Source organism: Butyrivibrio sp. AE3003, assembly GCF_000686065.1.
In the GTDB taxonomy this organism is placed as follows: Bacteria; Bacillota; Clostridia; order Lachnospirales; family Lachnospiraceae; genus Butyrivibrio; species Butyrivibrio hungatei_A.
On the sequence record NZ_JMLX01000001.1, the window covers coordinates 2,309,079 to 2,328,300 of the forward strand.

Below are 19,222 nucleotides of genomic sequence, written 5' to 3' on the forward strand. Positions count from 1 at the left end.
CTGTCTCAATATAATTATGTGCATCAAAAAGCTTAAACCCGAATTCATTTCCGTTATACCAAACCAGCAATCAAGTTCATTAAACGCCTCTTCTCTTCACCCTGTCCCATTTACACGTATAGTCTGATCGATTGGTTTTATATAAATACGTTCCGAATCCGATATCGGTGCAGCCAACTAAAGAACTGTCTACCTGTAAGAATTATATGTGGTTCCTATGGCTCAACCTCTACCGGACCGAACGCCGGTCATAATTTCGGTCGTATAACCTCTGTCGCAGGATAATCACATATCCGTCTTGTCTATTTAGCTATCTCGTCTTTGACTATCCTTAAAACAAAAGATTTTACTATAGTCTCCTTTCACTACGGATCATTTTCCAAAAACTATATTGTTCAACAAAATCATTGAACAGTACACGAGGAGGGATTCGAACCCACATGCATTTCTGCCGCTGACTTTACGTCAGGTGCGATTACCGGTTTCGCACTCGTATAAGGAATTACAAGCTTCACCAGGCTCGAAAGAACCTCGCCAAATGAACTCGTATGGTTCGCACTAAACTCGGTAACACCTCGTTAAGTGCTCTACACAAAAAACCGCTTGCCTTCATACAAGGCAAGCGGTTTGCTTTTATGTTTATCTATATGCTTTGATTCTTTATTGAATCTCTGCTAAACCAACATCTTCCAGCATCTGCTTTGTCTTATATGAACGCACAAAAGAAAATCCCCACTCGAATCGTTTAACGAATGATGATTTTTTAAAGGATTTCATATTTTTTTTGCAGAACATGCTATTGAATGTTGTCACTTTAATTCTTTTTCCTTTCTCAGAGCCTTTTTTGCAAGCCCCGTTTGTAGCTTATGAATGTATGATAGCACCATTTCAAAAAACTGTCATTATACTTCTGGTATAAATATATAAGATGTCAGATTATTTGCATCATATGGCTACATTTGTTACTTGCTTTTTAACATATCTACTGCTATAAATATCTGTATAAAGGCAAATACCGCCAATTTGCAATAAACGGAGGAAGAAAAAGTATGGTCAAATTATCAAAGCGCATTGGCTCACTCTTAACAGGTGTAGCAATGTTCGCTTGTTCATTGTATATAATACCGCCAATTACGGCGCACGCAGAGGCTATAACGCCCGAATCAGGCAATGTTTACTATCTTAAGAGCAAAAATAGCGGATTATATCTGACAGTTGAGAACGATTCCGCAACAAATGCTGCTAACGTAGTGCAGTCTAAAGGAACCGGCTCACCCGGCCAGAAGTGGATCTTAGAGGAAAACAGTTCAGGAACATATCGCTTACATCCCGCAACAGATACATCAGGCGGCATGTCTCTTGATGTAGCATACGGTTCGGCAAAGGATGCGACCAACGTTCAGATTTATTCCAACAACGGTGCTTCCGCGCAGAACTTTAAGCTCGTAGAGGCAGATTCCAAAAAGGGCTACTATATAGCAACAGAAGCTTCTAACTTCGCATCCGTTCTTGATGTAAGCAGAAAGAGCACTTCATCGGGCGCAAATGTACAGCAGTACAGAAACTTAAAGCAGAGCAATCAGATCTGGTACTTTGAAAAAACTGATATGCCTTCCGGCGGCAATTCTTCCCAAAACAAAAGAAGTAATAACAGCAATTCCGGAAACAATACATGGAATCAATGGTGGAATAACAATAGCAACAACAACAACAACAATAATAACAAACCCGCTGATCCGCAGCCGGCTAATCCGCAGCCAAGCGGCAACAGCTCAAACACTGCTTCAGCAAAGCTTGATTCCACATATCCTCAGCAGCAGATGCAATTCCAGAACTGTTCTGACGGAAAGTACGTAACTGCAAACGGCGGCTCGGTTACAACAAGCAATTCATCTTCAGCAAACACAAGATGGATCATTGATTATATAAGTAACGATTCATTCAGAATTATAAATGTAGCAGACGGAACATGCCTTACTCAGGCAAACAACGCTGTGTCCACGGCACCTGTTTCTTCTGATAATAACGCTCAGTGCTGGACCATAGCATCCGTAAAAGCTGACGCAAACGGTATTCCTCTTAACTACAAGATCGTAAGTAAGACCAACAACTCACTTGCGCTTACTCTTTCAGGAAACAACTATACCCTCAGCTCTTTTAACGGATCTGCAGCGCAGTGCTTCAGACTTAATTCATACGGTGCAGAGGGCTTTGCGGGATACAGTCTTGATATGAGCAAAAGAGAAAAAGCATCCGTAACGGGTGGTGTTCTCGGACAGGTTGTAAAAGTAAACAACCTCTCAGATTTACAGCGTTGTGCTCAGGGCTCTAATCCATGCACAATCGTAATAACCGGTGACATATCGGCAAACTCACTTACAAAAGTATCGGTTGGAGCAAATAAGACCTTTATCGGATCTTACGGCGCACATACGCTTAACAACATACACTTTAGAAACATATCCGCTTCAGGAAACAATATATATAAGAACATTACTTTCGCGCACTCTGTAAACATCAACGATAACGACGATATTCAAATGTACATTACAGACGGAAATAATTTCTGGCTCGACCACTGCTCATGGACAGGCCATGACATGGCAAAAGACGGAAATATTCACGGAAATGACAAAGACAAGTTCCTCTATGTAGGACTTAAAGCAAACTTCGTATCAGTTACAGGCTGCTACTTCGGCGGACATAAATACGGTCTTATCCTTGGTTATCCCGAAGAGAACGGCGCTCCTACATATAACGGATATCCTTGCATGACTATATGCAACAGCTACTTCAACGGTACTCAGACCAGAGCACCGGGACTTATGAGATACGGTTATTTCCATTGCTATAATAACTTTGTCTACAACTTTAATATAGGATATACACCTTATACCAATTGTAATATCTTCTCAGAGAATAACTTCTTTGATAAAGGAAGAGATTCAGGCGGTGTTGTAAATGATATGGGCAGAGGAAACTTCACAGACCAGGGTTCTGTTCTTTCTTCAGACGTATCAAGACTCAGCATCGGAGGCTGTAACTGGAGGCCTTCATCCAACTACGGTTACAGAGCAAGAAACGCAGCAGATGCCAAAGCATGGGCTACAAGCCATGCAGGTTCTCAGAACTCTCCTTTAGTATATGCAATTGATTGAGTTTCCACCAATAAAACGGGGGCTGTCAGATGACAGCCCCTTAAATATTTCATATTCATTTGTTTTAAGCTAAAAGCTTATCCCCGATACAGAACAACTTTTTCGTTTCTTTCTTTGAAAAGAGCCTCTATAAGGCTGTGTCTTTCGCAGAAAGAATCACGTTCGCTGTCAGTAACAACAATTACCATGTCGTATTTCTTGAGATTATAAATGTAGCTTTTCCTATCATTGGCATAAAAGCTCTTTATCCTATATCCGCTTTTTATCGGATATCCATCCGCCCTGCAGATTCCTATAGGACTGCGGGTTGTAGAATAGGTATAAACATTGGCCTTTGTATTCCTCTCGATTATCTCGCCAAGAACTATAGCAGGATACATGCACTCTTCCGTTCCGAGTATCAGGATACTGCTGCAATCACATTCTTCTGCCAATTTCTCCTGGATCACATAATCATATGCAAACATCTTGCAGTTTTCCACATATTCCCTTGTATTTACCCCAAGTCTCGGATTCATAAGATTTACGCGTGAACTCAGACTCTCATATCTTCCCACGCCTATTTTCTCATTTATTTCATCCGCTTCGCATATGTCGTATTTTTCCACATCCTTGGAAAAATCGGTATCATCCGGCTTAATAAGTGAAATAACTTCTATGCCGTCTGCTTTCATCTTTTCGTTTTCTTCTTTTGTCGCACGGTCAATGATCGATGCCACGACCAGCTTCTTTTTACCGATTTCCGGATATTTCTTCTTTAACTGTTCTATGTAGTTGATTATTGGTTCATCAGTTGAGATCTCATCATCAACAAATACGATAGTCTCTGTATTCGCAAACCATTTCTCCAGATGTGAAGCAAGCAGCCTTTGATCGGTAACATGACTCTTTTCCTCCTGGAACTCTATCCATTCCGATTCCTGCAAAATATTGTCTCTGGTCGTATGAATATAGATACAATCATCCGGCATTTCTTCTGCAACAGCCATCCCCACAGCAGTTGCAGTTTCCGCAAAGCCTATAACAAGCCTTGTCTCCGGATATTTTTCGCTCACTAATTGTCCGAATGAGCGAAGCATGTCCATAGCATCAGATGGTTTTACCGGCAAATGCTTGCCCTGTAAAGGATCCACCAAAAGATATGTTTTTTCCGTATCGTGAAAACACTTCGCCAATCTCAACAGCTCATGTTCTGTATAATTCCTCACTTTATCTCCTTGTAAACATATCCCCACTCAAATACTCTTTCCTTTTAGCGTTATCTGTAAAAGCACCGCAGTTAACCTTGTAGTAACCTTTGCCCCTTAAGTACACTTATATCATACTTATAATGATTACACAATAATTAACTGTGTGTATTTATATTTTACATATTTTAATATGATTTATCAACTAAAAAATATAAATTTTTTTCAACAAAATTGAACAAAAAAACTGTCGCCCGAATCCACTGAATCCATGGGCGACAGTCCTCATTATTACATAATTACATTATTGTTTTATTATAAAAACACATTATTACAGATTTACATTAAACAGGTTTCTGAGCTGGTTTACAACGTCATCACTGTTAGCTTTGATCTGAGCCGCTTCGTTGATACCCGAAAGTGTCTCAAGATCTTTTACATTGTCATAGTTGTATGCAATGCTGTAAACAGGGATCTTAAGTCCGCCGACAACATCTGTGATACGCTCCAATGAATACCCCGTATTCTGGTCACCGTCTGTAAGAACAAACAGCATAAGCTTTGCATCAGGAACCTGCTCCTTATAATCCTCGAGCATCTGCATACCTGTAAGAACCGCGTCATATGTTGCAGTTCCGCCACCTGCAGAAAGATTTTTTACCTCACCAGAGAAGTATGCTCTCTGCGTTGAATCAAACTGAGCTATCGGAAGATTTACAGAAACTCCGTTTGAATAGCTTACAAGTCCGATATGATGATCTGAACTTATATATGAAGATGAACTTATAAGTGACTGCTTAAGTGAATTAAGAGGCTCACCGTCCATTGATCCCGAAACGTCTGCAACGAATACAGCTACAATGGGCTTACCACCGTTTTTGTTCTGCTTCCAAACTTTCTGTGCAGCGATATAATCAGCACCTGACATTCCTGTGTCCTGAGCGGCATAATCGTCATCCTGATTGAATCCCTTATCAGTAGCGAGTTTCTGCATATCAGCGCTCTTGCAGAACTCAACAAACATATTTGCTGCTGCCTTTTCCTGATCGTTAGTCCACTCAAAAGTATATACAGGATGATCGTGTCTTATTCCAACAGGAGTATAAATGTAATTCTTGAGCTCAGGAGTGTTTGAATAAGCCTGTCTCTCCATTACCATCGCATTTATGATGCCTTTTGCAGCCTGGTTTCTGAGAACCGCTGTTGTGTAAGCAACCGGAGGAGATTTCTTCTGATACTCCATAAGTGCATTTGTAGCGGTATCTGAAAGAGGATTTGAAGCATCAAATGATGCAAGCATCGCACAAAGAACGTTAAGTCCTGTTGATGATGTGTAAGGATTGGTATATGCAAAAGTAATATCGCCTGCGTTAGCTGCCGCAAGAACATTTCCTACGGTAACATCGCCGTACTTTTCCTTAAATGTATCAAAAACATCTTTTTTAATAAGGATACCTGCAGTATTGCCTGCTATACGGTCGGCAATTGTCTCAGTCCTGCATCCCGAAGCATCAAGCATCATGCCCCATGCGGCATTACTGGGAATGAATACGTCAGGCTGATAGCCGCCTGCTGTAATGTATGTTACAGCTTCACCTGATGTGATCTTACGAACCGATACAGAAACGCTGTTGCCGTCTATCTCATAGCCTGCCTTATTAAACTTCTCGGCAACTTCATTTATCCAGTTATCGGGAGCATCGGCTGAAAGCTCTGTTGCAGCGGCAATCTCGATATTGATCTGTCCGTTACCTGTAACAGTGATCGGAAAAGTATCGATATCTGCAAGAGTGTCTGCTTCAGAAACATCTTCGGCGTAGATATCCAGAACAGGATTTGAATTGGTATCAACGGAAACCTGTGTCATAAGAGACTTAAGTTCCTTTTTTGCCTCGTCCTCGGTAAGTTTGCTCACAACACCATCATTGTGACCGTTGCTACATCCAACAAGCGATGTTGTAACCATTGCCGTGGCAAGCAACATTGATAAAACTTTCTTTTTCATGAATAAATTCCTCCCTCTTCTATCTGCGTAGTAAGAGCATTCTTATATACTTCAACCTCATTTATGCTACTTCCACTGTCTCCCTGCGAGTTGAGGAATTCAGTTACCGCAACAATAAACTCCTTTGTAGTCTGTAAAAGTCTGTTGTTATCTTCTGCACAATTCTTAGCTGTAAGTTCAACAACATCAAGATCGTTCTGTGTATTCGGGCTCGAAACCGTCATTATATTAAGAAGCTTTCTGACATTTCTGCAGATATGCTGCTCAACGCCGTCAAGGACTTCCTCTGTGTCCCTAAGTGCATCCGCACCGTTGCTGTCCAAAAGATTTTTTAGCCTGAGCTGGTAATCATCCATCTGCGCCATAGTCTCTTTTACACTCTTAAGCGCTACGTCCATCTCCTCTGCTTCCTTCGGATTAGTCGGCGAAACGACGCTCAGCCACTTATCACCCTCTGTGATCAGACTGTTCCTGATCTGAACAGGATCAAGCTTTCCCTTCACTTTCAAAACAGGACCTGCGTTTGAATCGGCAGACTCAACCGATTCCAGTTTCCTAAGTTCAGCGCGCGATTTAAGGAGGATAGCCAGTGTACCCGCACCTGCGGCAATTCCCACTATCAAAAGAATAGTCGTAAGTGCCGAAAGCACTCCGAAAAGACGTATTCCGGCGTAGACAACAAGTATGTCCGTAAACAGTCCGACTACTATCTTCAAAACAAGTGCGACAACGAAAATAGTCGCTCCGATTCCAAATCTAACTACATTCTTTTTAAATTTATCCAGTAAAACATCTTTATTCATGTAAGCTCCTTAGCTGCAACCTGTAGGTCGCTACACCTCTTCAATATTTCTGCCATAAGTACCTGTTTACCTGATTCATCCAACGCTTTAAGCGATACGCTTATTGAATCCGCGACCCCCGAAAGCTGCCCGTGCAAGCCATCAAGTAGCAATATCTGCTGCATTATCACCTGTTTCGTTACGCTATCCGATTCGTCAATCCCTGATAGTGTGTCATTCATATCGGCCTTTAGAGCCTCTATCATGGATTTAAGATACCGTAATCTCGGCACAAGCAATCTTAACTGCATATCGTCGCCCGTTTGGGTACAGCCGGATATCTTATTCAATATATCCTGAAGCGAGTCCTGTATCTTAGCTATCTCATCAGGATACTGCTGTATTTTCCCTGCAAGTCGTTTGTCCATTCCTAATCTCCCAATAATAGCGCACAAAAAAAGAGCCACTTTCCTAAAAATACTAAAAAAGTGACTCTTAAAGTCTTAAATTTTCTGCCTGCCATCGCACTTTTTATCGATTTTACATACAAAAATATTAACCTTTATGCAACATTATATTCATTTTTGGTGCGACTTTCAACATATATTTTTTTGTCAGATACCCTCAAGAATTGTCTTAAGGTAATCCATGTATTTGTAGTATTCTTCGTCTGTGCTGAGGTGCTCAAGTATTATAGGCATGTCCTTGTCTAAGTTTTTTCATCATCCAGTATGCATCTGCGTATGTGCCGTCGGAATATTTCATACTGTCGGGGAAAGTGCCGTTACTATATCATATTTTGCCGAGTACTTATAGCATTTCCTGTAATTTAGCCGCAAGTCTGTCCTTGGGAACGGCGCCCATCTCATCAGAAAAAAGCTCACCGTTCTTGATGAATGCAAAGTACGGAATGCTCATAACTCCGTATTTCTGCGCAAGTTCCGGCTGCTCATCTACATTAATCTTACCTACTTTCACCTTGCCGTCATACTCTTTTGCAAGGTCCTCAACTACAGGTCCCATCATCTTGCAAGGTCCGCACCAATCCGCATAGAAATCGATAAGTACCGGTACTTCACTGTTCATAACTTCTGTATCAAAATTTTCATTTGTAAATCTGTATTCCATCTTTTTTACCTTTACACCCACTAATTGCAGGCGCCTTTCCTTTTACTTGTTTGAACTATTATTTTTTTCAATCTTCTCTGCAATTACCAGATAACAATATCCAATCCCCGCATAAATAGCGTAAAGCAGCGGAGGAATGATAACATAGATGACGTTTTTCTTTTTGATTCCAGCACCGGGTGCAATTACAAAATCGTGTGTAATTGTATTCATGACGCATACCTCTTTATCTGTAACATTTATTCCGCTTGAGCTTTTACAAAATTATATTGCACGCAATCTAAAATGTCAAGCATTAGAAAATTGCGCTCATGGCGCGCAAACCTAAAAAGGTCTGACCCTCAAGTCAGACCCTCAAAACGATTTTTTTACAAGCTGTTCGCTAAATTCATAAAGTTTTTTGAGGCTTCTGGCATGATGGTGGGTACTATGCCAGTCCTCTGATGTATATTTGCAATTGAAAAACCATCTGTGTTTCTGTAATGTATTAGCGTCCAAACTATACTACAGAGATACCAGAGGTACCCACAGATGGTTTCTGCTAATACATTATGTAAAAAATTGCTCAATGTCAATCATGCTATCGTAGAAGATGCAAACTTCTATCTTGATCGGGATGGTGTTACCCACCTCAGAATCCATGCGCGGACGGATAAATGGCATCAGGATGATTGTCCGTTCTGCCACAGACGCTGTCCTCGTTACGACCAGAGGATAGATCAGCCGCGCACTTGGAGAAGCCTTGACTTTGGTGCAACACTCGTAGAGGTTGAGGGGTGGACACATCGTATAGAGTGTCCTGAGCATGGTGTTGTAACAGCCTATGTTCCTTGGGCATATCCAGGAAGCGGATTCACCCGGGACTTTGATCTGACAGTCGGATGGCTTGCAGTTTATCTTCCTCGCAGTGTTGTATCAGAGTATATGCGCATCGACTGGGAAACAGTTGGGCGTTGTGTAAACAGAACTCTGAATGACATTGAACCTGAGCGCTCCAGAAGACTTGATAACCTTATAAACATTGGCATTGATGAGACCAGCTATAAGAAAGGTCACAAGTACATTACGGTTATCGTTAACCACGATACAAATACCGTTGTTTGGGCAGCACAGGGGCATGGTAAAGGTGTGCTGACGAAGTTCTACAAACAGCTTACTCCAGAACAGCTTTCATCCATCAAGGTTGTTACCGGAGATGGAGCAAAGTGGATCACGGAATGCGTTAACGAGTTCACTCCGGATTGTGAGCGCTGTGTTGACCCCTTCCACGTCGTACAATGGGCTATGGAAGCTCTTGACGAGGTTCGCCGTGAAGTATGGCGTGAAGCCTACGCTGAGTTCACACGCTTATCCAAAGAACATCCTCGTAAGAAAGGACGCCCCAAGGCAGATGATCCGGAAGCCGCTATATTGAATGCAGCCAAGGCTAAAGCAGATGAAATCAAAAACTCAGCTTATGCACTCGGCAAGGCTCCCGAAAATCTGACAGAGAACCAACAGAACCGGGTTACCATGATTGCTGAGAATAACAGTCGTCTGTATCGAGCTTACCGAATGAAGGAAACGCTCCGTCTCATCTTAAAAATCAAAGATACTGACGAAGCAGAAGCCGCTCTTAATCGGTGGCTCTGGTGGGCAAGTCACAGTAGGATTGATGCTTTCAAGGAGCTATACCTCAAGATCAAACGTCACAGGGATCACATACTCAATGCAATACGGCTGGGTATGAGCAATGCACGAATTGAGGCTACTAATAACAAAATCAAACTGATCGTCCGCAAGGCATATGGTTTTCGCAATATCCAAAACATGCTCGATATGGTCTACTTAGTATGCTCGGATTTGAGGATTCCACTTCCTAACAGAAAACCTCGAGGCGCATGATCAGCATAAATGCTGGGGATGATGGCATTTTTCACCCACCATTACCCCTGAAGAGCCAGTTTTTTGGCAAAATTCATATCTTTCGATCTTCGCGATGAGTGAGCAATCTTGCATCTGTAAAAATATTCCCCGGTAATATCTTTTACCGAATCATCAGTAACAAGAAAGATGGCTGTCCTCGCGCCTTCGTCACTTAGTGCCTCCACCGTAGCCATTCCCATACCGGAATTTGCCCCGGTTACTATTGCGAGTTTGTTATCCATTCGTCCCATAATCTACCTGCGCTTTCGCCTATTGCTGTATATACTTTAATTTCATACCTTTGAAAACTAATACCATATTATTGCAGATAAATTCAACCTCTTTTTCTCATAAACAGGCATACAACTAAATCATTTACCATCTAACAATTTATTTTCGTATTCATTTTCCAGTGACATCCACGCATAATCTGAAATGAAACCGCTTGGTACATCCTTTTGTCGATCAAGCTTTTTTATTGTTCGTACTCCATCAGCAATATAGTCTATCTCATAGTAACCATCAGCTGATAAAAGCAATTTCCCTGAAACATCATACTCATCACTATGAGTAGTCTCTATTAAAGACTCTCCTCTGTCTCTATATATTGCTTCTGAAATTGCTCTATTAACAAATTCGCCCATAGTTTCACCCATAGCGTTTACATGAGCTTTAATGAATTCAAGATTTCCCTTTTCCGTACGGACACTAATCTGATCGGTTAAATTCACATATCTTCGCGTAGCCTCTTCTTGTACTTCAGAATTAATTTCCCCCATCTTTTGCCTCCCAATCTCTTAATCTGGCTAAACTATAGTCTTATAATCATCTGATGGTTTGCAAATCATTAACCCGAACACGGCTAACCTCCGTTACAATATCATTTTCAAAATGAATATATAACATCTCATGTCCTTTAAAAACACTGTACCCCATTATGTAATCCCAATAATAATCTGCATCATCCATATTACCGGTAGTACTGTGATATTCATCACATTTTCCTAAAAGCTGATTTATTTCTTCAGTATTCATTCCAATTAAATTATTGCTTTTGACCAAATCATCATACATAGTATGGCGCGTAGTTCTATCGCCTTCCTTCCATTCATAACTAATGAACGGCGTTTGTGAACCACTGCTCAAAAAAGCACGAAAATATATAGCGAATAAAACACCACTCAGTAGAATAAAAAAACTAACTATACCTATTATTAAAATAATTATCTTTCTACTCTTGTTTAGGGAATTCATAATCCACTCCTTGATATGTACATAAAAGCCACTGCATAAATATTTTTTTGGCTTTTTGTACGTCTGTTCCATTTCCTTCTTGAATATAAATGCTTCCAACAGATTTTTCTTCAATAATCTTTCGCGTATTTATAATACCAATGTCAGCATGACCATTACCCATATTTTCCAAAAATTCAACTGCACGATGCCTACTATCATTATCAACATCTGTATAATAAGATGCCCAAGTGTTCATGCCAAAATCTCCGTTTTTGACCATTCGTTGATATATATTTATTGCATCTAAATCCGACTTATAATCAGCTTCTGAATATCGACCTGAATCAAGATCACCTTTAAAGCTTATCTCATATCGTGTCAACGTAGTAGTAAAATAAGATTCAAGCGGAGAATTAACGTAATCAACGAAACCTCTTCCCAATTCTGGGCGATTGTTTTTATAAACATCGTCTCCGTGAGCAAATGCTGCTATCTGAACTGTAGTATGCGCAAAATCACTTTCTTCTTTCGCTCTAGCATTAATGCTGGTAAAAGTCTCATTTTTGAAAGTTGACTTATCAATATCTATTCCTGCTTTTCTAAGCTCTGAATACCTATAATCACCATGTTGCAAATTTATTAATACTCTAAGATCTAATATTTCCTGATCTGATAATCCCGCTTTCTTTAAATGTGCAATTGCTTCTTTTGTATTATATTGCCCTGTCGTCATTCTCCATCGCGTGGAATTATAGCTAATGCACAATTCTGATAATATGCCATATGTATTTGCTATTGTTAAATAATAATCTCCATTATCTTTTAACTTTAACACAGGCAAGTTTTTATTTAATGCGTTTATAGTCTTATCTATTAATTCTGCTTCTTCTTTGGTATAACCATATTGATTCATTAGAATCTGTATTTCTGGTTCTATATTACTTTTTGGATTTTTATTTTGTACCGTAGCTATATTACCAGAAAGTTTCTTTTCAAGAAAATCCCATGGATTATATTTTAATGCTCCCATAACACTAAGCGAAAGAATTTCAACAGAATGCTTTGCAACATTAGGCTGATAAACAGTCATACCATTAAGAACATCTGCGGTATATTTTATATTTCTCTGAAGATTATTAGCATACCCTGCAAGATCCTTACGTTCTATGAAAGCACACGCTTCTTGGTCGAAATTTTCAAACTTCTTTATGTCCTTATCCAACAATCTTCCATGTCCACAGAATTCATCAAGTGCCTCCATTGACCTTCGAAAATTAGGTAATGTAGATACTCCCCATCTTCCCAAGATATCTACTGCTTCCTTGGCATGACAATCAAGTTCATAGCCCTTAGTATCAACAGTGTTATAGATTACATTAAAATCTCTCTTTATCTTTAACAAAGTCTGTACGCTCACTCTGGCCTTTGGTGACGAATCAACTTCTTCCTTGAACTTATTTTCTATACTTAAGCACATATTCAAGAATTCTCTTTTAAGCTCTAGATTTTTCATATGAAGTTTATCGCCCTGCACTTCATATATAAATCTTTTTGAGTCTTCAGCCATCTGACCAACAAAGGTCTCGTTGTTATGATATCTTACATATTCTCTTTCAAGTGCTTTTGCGCGCTCCCTGTATCTGTTCATGTCGCTGCAAAGCGCATCTGTAAAACTGTTCATAACTTCAGCGTCATACTTTTTATCAGAACCATCACCGGTTACATTAGTTTCTCCATCTTCGTAATACCACAACATATCATTTTCCCCAGCCATTACATAACATTACTTCGGGATTCAGCCTCTATTTCTTCCCAAAGCTGATCAATCCTTCTTCTGCATTTTTCTATATGTTCACGGATTCTTACCTTTGCCTGAGCCATCTCAGATAGAAGTTGTGATGTGCGCTCCAAGGCTAAATATATCTCACTATAGATCTGGTGTTGCATTTCCTCAGCATCTGTTTCAAGAGCGCCTCTAAATTCATCTGAAACGGTCATATCATAGTTTTTAACAGGTTCTTCCGCTCCATCTATTAATTCTGATCGTAATCTTTTTATTATTTCTTCTTTATCTTCAAGTATGCTATATTCTTCTTCACGTTCTGCTATATCCCGCTCCAGCTCACGTATCTCGGAATGTCTACCCATTATTTCTTCAAACCTCCAATGTTTACTTTTTCTACTGTAAGACTTTCAGCGGAAGCTTTATCTATAGCGATCATGCTGTCACGCATTGTAAGAAAGCCGTGCGGAAGTGATTCCGATGATTCCCTCCTGTACATTTCATCTGTTTTATGTATCTCTAACAATAATTCATGTATCTTTCTACCAGCATTAAATGTATCTAAGCTATCTGTTCGATTTAATGCGCAATCAGAAAACGCACATTCAGAAGCGGCACCTCTTACTCCATCAACAATATTTGAAAACACGTTTGTGTCCATGAATACACTTTTTTCTGCCATTACTTACCTCACTTTTGTAATTAACAAATCATTAACATTTTATCATGCAGTCTATTCTTTATCAACAATCAACGTATAAAAAAGAACGTATTTAAGCTAAAATCATGCAAAAATACGCTCTATTTTCATTATTTGCCATGTGTTACATCCATCTTAAAAGTCATCCAGAAATCCTCTGCAAGATTCCCGCCACATCAACTCCAGGATGTGTGAGGTACATTCGACAGATACTCTCTGCAAGTTCTTCAGATATTTTAAGTTTCTTTGCGATTTCCTGATAGGACTTTCCGCTATCAGTCATGGACATTGCTTTGGTAATAATCCTATCGATGTTCTTGGGAAGTTTGGATTCTGTGGTTGATCCCGAAGTCGCAATAACCATCTTCTTAAATTCAAAATCCTCACGTCCATTCACCTCAAGAATCGCATACGATATTTCTTGTCCTGGTCTGCGCTTTCCGCAGCATCCGGGGTTAAACCAGACTACGCCTTCCTTCTCAACAAGGCTATATTTATGGCTATGTCCGTATATAACTATAGAAACTTCTGCCGGAAGCTGAGTTATCTTACCCTTGTTGTGAATCACAAATATCTTATTACCGAGATAATCCAAAGTAGCACTCTCAGGAATATCTTTTGCCCACTCTTTATCCGCATTTCCTCTAACAACCGTTACCGGCGCAATTTTCTCCAGCCCCTCGATCACGCTTTTATCATCTATATCTCCTGCATGAATTATGTAATCCACACCGCGTAATCCTTCAATAACTTCCTGTCTCAGAAGTCCATGCGTGTCAGATACTATTCCTATGCGCATAAATATCCCCCTCATGCCGCTTTACTCAGCTTTTTTTCTTCCTGACTCTATAAGTTCTTTCTCAAAAGCCTCAGGGTTCTTCAGATAGTAATCCTGATGATACTCTTCCGCCTCGTAAAAATTCTTATAGGGCAAAAGAGCTACGTGCGTCTCTTTACCTGCGTTCTTTTCAATCTCTTCGAGTTTAATACTTGCCAAATTCTTTTCATCTTCATCGTTATAGAAAATCGCAAGAGTATATGAAAAACCTTTATCAATAAACTGGCCTTCGGAGTCGAACGGATCAACGTTGGCAAAATAAATATCCAACAACTTTTCAAACGAAACTTTCTCAGGATCGTAGACAAGCTTGATTGTTTCTCTATGACCTGTCTGCTGATGCTTTACCTGTTCATACGTTGGATTTTCTTCACTTCCACCCGCATAGCCACAGATTACCTTGTCAACTCCGTACATCTTGTAAATCGGCGTAACGCACCAAAAACATCCGCCCGCAAAATATGCCTCTTTCATTTTATCTTTCCTCTGTTCCTTATATAATCGAATTTAATAAGCACTGATTGTAATAAATCCATGCTTTATTATAATATATCGTAGCTTATGGCAAAACGAATTGTTTTTTAATAAAAGTGCAAAGGAGTTTATGATGAGCGAAGTGTTATATGCAATAGGCGTTGGCCCGGGAGATCCGGATCTGCTTACATTAAAGGCTGTTAAGACATTAGAAAAAGTAGATGTGATTGCTTGTCCTGCAAAAGATAATGAACCGGGAATCGCATATACAATAGCCTTGCAAGCCTGCCCCAATATAGCATCGAAGAAAACGCTTTCTCTTAATTTTCCGATGCAAAAAGAAAACCTGACGGATGCGCATAATAGTGCCGCAGAGAAGATCATTGCAGACCTAAGATCCGGCAAGAGCGTAGCATTTCTTACTTTAGGCGATCCCGGTTTTTATTCGACATTTTCCTACATTTCCGATGCGGTAAAAAAATCCGGTTATAACATCGAAATTATAACCGGAATTCCTTCTTTTTGCGCTGCGGCCGCCAAAATTGGATTATCAATTGCCGAAGGTGATGAAGCTGTAATGATCACAGCCGGCGAATACAAAACTTTTGACGGAACGCTTATAATCATGAAAGCCGGCAGTAAACTAAAAGAGTTGAAATCCGCAATAAGAAATGACGGAAAAACTGCGTATCTCATTGAAAACTGCGGCATGCAAAATGAAACTGTTTATTCAGGTGTGGATGCAATACCAGATAAAACAGGCTATTTCTCTATCCTGATAGTAACCGCTTAATTATAATTTAGGATTACTTACTCTTTTTTCCCATATGATCCACTATCACCAGATACACATATCCCATGATGATAAGGAAAATAAGCAATGCCAATATCCACCATACACATCCCATAAAAGGTGACTCTTTTATAAATCCAAACGCTCCGGCAGGACTTCCCCAATTTAGGAAAAAGTATGGGTATGTATTTCCTTCATAAAAATCCCAACCTCTGACATAGCCTATTCCGGCATATATCACATATATAAGCGGCGGAATGATCACGTAAAGGACATCCTTTTTTTTGAACTTTACTCCGGGGATGATAACAAAGAAATCTGCAATGGACGCTATCGGAACAACAATATGCGCAAGCACGTTATGCAGATCCCATGCTTCCGGTCCCGAGGCCGGCGCAAGTACCGCAATAAATACAACGCCTGTGAGTGTAATGGCAACAGTTCCCACATACTTCACAATGTAATGTAATTCGCTTATCTTTTTGTTTTTCACGATCAAGTATAAGCCCACAGCGCATATAACCGCTATCACAATATTTGATTGATTGGTGAAATACATAAAGATATTGAGTCCGCAAAAGAATACATTTCTGTCTCCGTAAGCACTTATGCCGGTTCCGATAAACGCAGACAATAATACGATCACCTTTAAAACACAGCTAAGCTTTTTTTTGGGTGCTTGTCATTTCATTCATGTAGTATCCTTCTCCCTTTCTGCAAAGTCCTATATATTCTCTCTTTCTTTTTATACTACATTCTTTATAAAAAAATAGCCATACATATCTATTCGATATATACATATATTATAAACGTTTTTTTTGTAAAAAGACCTCATCAAACTGTATACCAGCCTGATAAGGTCTTTTAATCATATTTCAGTATTCATTTATCAAAATCCGAAGAATCTCTTTATTATTGCTCCTATTATCTTCCAGATCGAACTTCCGGAATCTTCTTCCTCAAACATGTAGTCAAAATCTACTGTATCGGTTCCCTGCGTGCTTGTATCAAATCCCTGAGTGTTGCCGCATGTATTTCCGTTTGTATATCCGGGTCCTATCGGTGAAGGCTTGTATCCTGTACTGTCACCACCACAGGATGTATCTGTCGGCCATGTTCCGTTATTGCAATTACCTTCTGTTATTCCGAACGGCCAATTACCGTTGTTTCCGTTATTACTGTCTAAGCCGTTATTGCCACTGTTGTCATTGCTGCTATTATTGTTGTTATTATCGAATGATGTATTATTGTCCTTGTTATTGTTTTCATCACCACGATAATTTGTATCGGTTGAAACTCCTGAGCTGATCACATCATCTTTCTTGTCAGATGTGTCTGTAGGCTGAGCAGTATTTCCGTTTGAAGCACTGTCAGTTGCATTCTTATTTGCGTTATCCTTGTTATCGGTTACCTTTTGAGAATCAGTCGATGTTTCTTTATTTCCGTTGTCCTTATTTGAATTCTCTTTATTGGCATCATCCTTATTAGCATCTTCTTTTTTGTCATTATCCTTATTCTCGGTAACCTTCTCGGACTCTGAAGGTGTCTCATCAGTCTTCTTGTCAGGTTCAGGTGTTACCGCTGAAGTATCTTCCTTCTTCTCAGGTTCGGGTGTTACATCTTCTTTTTTCTCTTCCTGAGCAGGTGTAGGTGTACCGTCAACGCTTGATATCTTAACTTTATATGTAAATCTTGTATCACTCTCAGTTGTCTTTGAGTTCCAGTCTGTGTGATATCCCTTAAGTCTGTCGGGTGTTGCACAAACTACAAGATAAGCCGCCGTCTCATCGCCATGAAGTGCGATTGTTCCTTTTCCGCTGCTGAAAGTCTCTGAATAACGAGTCTTGTTGTCAGCTGTATTTGTAACCAATGTTACTCTGAAATCAGAGCCCTGTACTCCTGATGTGTTAACGAAGTCTGCAGAGATTCCGCCCTTCTTAAGATCAACATTAAGAGGGATTACGTTAAATCCGGTCTGCATAGGAGCCTTGTTTGCAGGAACTGCCTGGTAGCCCTGTGCATCTGCTCTTTCAAGAGTTGTATAGATCTTCTCACGATTTCCGGGTTCTCTCAAAGTCTCATTGTTGAGATGCTCAAGATAGAACTTCTGTCTGCTGAAATCCATAGTTGCAAGTCTCTTTGACATTCCGCCGAGGATTGTCTTGATTGGCACTCCTGAAAGTCTCTCGATTGTTGCATACATGGAATCGTCTTTCTGCTTGTTTTCCAAGATCTTATGAATAAGATCCATTCCAAGTCCCTGGATGTTATCAGGGTTCTCTGAAATATAAAGGAAGATCGGCCATGTGTCATACCAGTTGAGCATATGAGGCACATAGTAATCCGCATTTATCAAATATGGTGAAAAGAAATCCGAATAAGGTCCAAACTTCTTACCATGATAGCAATAATATTCACTTCCGAGGAACTGATCTCTGAACCAGTTAGCTGTTGACTCGTACCAAGGATAGTCGATTGTTCCGCCCTGATAGTAAGTAAACACATGTGCAAGCTCATGAGGAAGTACCCAGCTTGGATTAGGATCGGATACTACCATTGCTCCCGGTGCAACAAAAAGGAATCCAAAGCCCTCTCTGTCGGTGTTCATATATGCCCAGTTATCTTCAAAGGCTCTAAGTCCTGTATTTGAAATATATACGTTAGTCTTGAATTTTGAATTGCCCGATACTCCGATATCTTTCATCTTAAGTTCCTGAGTATAAAAGGCGTAGATGTTTTCAAGATTTGTCAGATTTCCCTTGATGAATTCCTCATCAATTCTAATATTAGTTGAGTTGCTTTTTCCCCATATGATCTGGAAATGCTCAGAAGCCATACGGTTTACGCTGTTGTCAGAAAGTGAATAAAAAGCATCACGTACTTTGTAAGCGTCATTTCTTGTAAGATCGACAATATTTGAAGAAGCGACAGGTGTTGTTGAGATAGTGTTAACCGGTGCTGCTTCTATATCAATACTTTGAACCGGCGAAATTGCCAGCACCGCAGCCATTCCGACTGCCGTAAAAGTAGATAATAAGGTTTTTTTGTTCATATTGTACCCCCAATAGCAATGTAGGTAGTGTCATACATTTTATAAGAGACATTGCTAACGGGCATTTAACAATTTTTCGTAAATCAAAATGCCTCAAAAAATAAACTTTTTCAGTAAATATACCCCCAACGTCTAAATACTCAAGTTTCTCTCATAATTAACTCGACACCAACTATTAATA

At 39.9% G+C, this 19,222-nt stretch carries 19 protein-coding genes and 1 tRNA gene; 3 read left to right on the forward strand and 17 right to left on the reverse strand.

From position 1 onward, the window contains the following. Window positions 1-415 precede the first annotated feature (415 nt). Window positions 416-496 (reverse strand) — tRNA-Leu (locus CD00_RS20190). A gap of 553 nt (window positions 497-1,049) precedes the next feature. On the opposite strand from CD00_RS20190, the gene CD00_RS19395 reads away from it, so the two are divergent. Then, the gene (locus CD00_RS19395) at window positions 1,050-3,158 is read left to right on the forward strand and encodes a pectate lyase family protein (RefSeq protein WP_051594164.1); all 2,109 of its coding nucleotides are present in this window, start codon (window positions 1,050-1,052) and stop codon (window positions 3,156-3,158) included. Window positions 3,159-3,235: 77 nt separating this feature from the next. On the opposite strand, the gene CD00_RS18125 is transcribed toward CD00_RS19395, so the two are convergent. From CD00_RS18125 to CD00_RS20195, 6 genes are all read right to left on the reverse strand, one after another. After that, on the reverse strand, window positions 3,236-4,366 hold the full coding sequence (locus CD00_RS18125; protein WP_051199000.1) for a phosphoribosyltransferase domain-containing protein: 1,131 nt from the start codon (window positions 4,364-4,366) through the stop codon (window positions 3,236-3,238). Window positions 4,367-4,676: 310 nt separating this feature from the next. Beyond that, window positions 4,677-6,350 carry a vWA domain-containing protein gene (locus tag CD00_RS0111095; RefSeq protein ID WP_026656035.1) on the reverse strand — a complete coding sequence of 558 codons (1,674 nt, stop codon included), beginning with the start codon at window positions 6,348-6,350 and terminating at the stop codon, window positions 4,677-4,679. Continuing rightward, window positions 6,347-7,153, reverse strand: a complete 807-nt coding sequence (locus CD00_RS0111100) for a hypothetical protein (RefSeq protein ID WP_026656036.1) — start codon at window positions 7,151-7,153, stop codon at window positions 6,347-6,349. The genes CD00_RS0111095 and CD00_RS0111100 overlap by 4 nt, the downstream gene beginning before the upstream one ends. Next, window positions 7,150-7,560: a hypothetical protein gene (locus tag CD00_RS0111105; protein WP_026656037.1), complete on the reverse strand. Its 411-nt coding sequence runs from the start codon at window positions 7,558-7,560 to the stop codon at window positions 7,150-7,152. The genes CD00_RS0111100 and CD00_RS0111105 overlap by 4 nt, the downstream gene beginning before the upstream one ends. A gap of 382 nt (window positions 7,561-7,942) precedes the next feature. After that, window positions 7,943-8,260 carry a thioredoxin gene (gene trxA, locus CD00_RS0111110; protein WP_026656038.1) on the reverse strand — a complete coding sequence of 106 codons (318 nt, stop codon included), beginning with the start codon at window positions 8,258-8,260 and terminating at the stop codon, window positions 7,943-7,945. Between the two features lie 42 nt (window positions 8,261-8,302). Next, entirely contained in the window at window positions 8,303-8,473 is a 171-nt protein-coding gene (locus tag CD00_RS20195; protein WP_155841038.1) for a hypothetical protein, read from the reverse strand. Between the two features lie 318 nt (window positions 8,474-8,791). Here CD00_RS20195 and CD00_RS0111120 point away from each other — a divergent pair, with 318 nt between their 5' ends. Further along, the gene (locus CD00_RS0111120) at window positions 8,792-10,144 is read left to right on the forward strand and encodes an ISL3 family transposase (RefSeq protein WP_034461900.1); all 1,353 of its coding nucleotides are present in this window, start codon (window positions 8,792-8,794) and stop codon (window positions 10,142-10,144) included. Between the two features lie 41 nt (window positions 10,145-10,185). On the opposite strand, the gene CD00_RS0111125 is transcribed toward CD00_RS0111120, so the two are convergent. From CD00_RS0111125 to msrA, 8 genes are all read right to left on the reverse strand, one after another. Next, entirely contained in the window at window positions 10,186-10,416 is a 231-nt protein-coding gene (locus CD00_RS0111125) for a hypothetical protein (protein WP_026656039.1), read from the reverse strand. A gap of 120 nt (window positions 10,417-10,536) precedes the next feature. Next, window positions 10,537-10,944 carry a hypothetical protein gene (locus CD00_RS19400; RefSeq protein WP_051594165.1) on the reverse strand — a complete coding sequence of 136 codons (408 nt, stop codon included), beginning with the start codon at window positions 10,942-10,944 and terminating at the stop codon, window positions 10,537-10,539. A 46-nt stretch (window positions 10,945-10,990) separates the two neighbouring features. Further along, complete coding sequence (locus CD00_RS0111135; protein WP_026656040.1) at window positions 10,991-11,419, reverse strand: hypothetical protein; 429 nt, start codon at window positions 11,417-11,419, stop codon at window positions 10,991-10,993. Beyond that, window positions 11,397-13,175: a hypothetical protein gene (locus CD00_RS0111140; protein WP_026656041.1), complete on the reverse strand. Its 1,779-nt coding sequence runs from the start codon at window positions 13,173-13,175 to the stop codon at window positions 11,397-11,399. Before CD00_RS0111140 ends, CD00_RS0111135 begins: the two co-directional genes overlap by 23 nt. After that, entirely contained in the window at window positions 13,175-13,549 is a 375-nt protein-coding gene (locus tag CD00_RS0111145; RefSeq protein WP_026656042.1) for a hypothetical protein, read from the reverse strand. The genes CD00_RS0111140 and CD00_RS0111145 overlap by 1 nt, the downstream gene beginning before the upstream one ends. Further along, window positions 13,549-13,866 (reverse strand): hypothetical protein, encoded by a 318-nt coding sequence (locus CD00_RS0111150; protein WP_026656043.1) that lies wholly within the window; start codon window positions 13,864-13,866, stop codon window positions 13,549-13,551. Before CD00_RS0111150 ends, CD00_RS0111145 begins: the two co-directional genes overlap by 1 nt. A 160-nt stretch (window positions 13,867-14,026) precedes the next feature. Continuing rightward, window positions 14,027-14,683 carry a metallophosphoesterase family protein gene (locus tag CD00_RS19880; RefSeq protein WP_081811900.1) on the reverse strand — a complete coding sequence of 219 codons (657 nt, stop codon included), beginning with the start codon at window positions 14,681-14,683 and terminating at the stop codon, window positions 14,027-14,029. A gap of 21 nt (window positions 14,684-14,704) precedes the next feature. Beyond that, on the reverse strand, window positions 14,705-15,196 hold the full coding sequence (msrA, locus tag CD00_RS0111160) for a peptide-methionine (S)-S-oxide reductase MsrA (RefSeq protein ID WP_026656044.1): 492 nt from the start codon (window positions 15,194-15,196) through the stop codon (window positions 14,705-14,707). 133 nt (window positions 15,197-15,329) lie between these two features. Between msrA and cobI the strand changes: the two genes are divergently transcribed. Further along, window positions 15,330-15,989 carry a precorrin-2 C(20)-methyltransferase gene (gene cobI / locus CD00_RS0111165; RefSeq protein ID WP_026656045.1) on the forward strand — a complete coding sequence of 220 codons (660 nt, stop codon included), beginning with the start codon at window positions 15,330-15,332 and terminating at the stop codon, window positions 15,987-15,989. A gap of 13 nt (window positions 15,990-16,002) precedes the next feature. On the opposite strand, the gene CD00_RS0111170 is transcribed toward cobI, so the two are convergent. Together CD00_RS0111170 and CD00_RS19405 are read right to left on the reverse strand one after the other, a co-directional pair. Then, window positions 16,003-16,635 (reverse strand): Pr6Pr family membrane protein, encoded by a 633-nt coding sequence (locus CD00_RS0111170; protein WP_207640486.1) that lies wholly within the window; start codon window positions 16,633-16,635, stop codon window positions 16,003-16,005. A gap of 243 nt (window positions 16,636-16,878) precedes the next feature. Further along, entirely contained in the window at window positions 16,879-19,041 is a 2,163-nt protein-coding gene (locus CD00_RS19405) for a DUF6055 domain-containing protein (protein ID WP_051594166.1), read from the reverse strand. Between the last annotated feature and the right edge of the window lie 181 nt (window positions 19,042-19,222).